1 pseudogene is annotated in these 209 nt (G+C 37.8%); it reads right to left on the reverse strand.

Annotated elements, in window-relative coordinates:
- A pseudogene (locus tag H5300_RS28290) lies at positions 1 to 117 on the reverse strand (IS110 family transposase); the annotation flags it as partial.
- Between the last annotated feature and the right edge of the window lie 92 nt (positions 118 to 209).

Below are 209 nucleotides of genomic sequence, written 5' to 3' on the forward strand. Positions count from 1 at the left end.
AGAAAGAACTGCTGTACGATTGAGTTTCTTTTTTTTAAGGATTTTTCCATGTGATGTCATATGTACAGCATGGAAAATGTTCTTGGCTATATCTAATCCGATCGTTATAGTTTTCATATGGACCTACCCTCAGTTAGATGATTGTGTTTAATATTCATCTTGGCGCATTGCGACGCCGTTTAGAAGGGTGGGTCCATTTCATTATTCCC

The sequence above is a fragment of the Vibrio sp. SG41-7 genome (assembly GCF_014164465.1).
GTDB classification, from domain to species: Bacteria; Pseudomonadota; Gammaproteobacteria; order Enterobacterales; family Vibrionaceae; genus Vibrio; species Vibrio splendidus.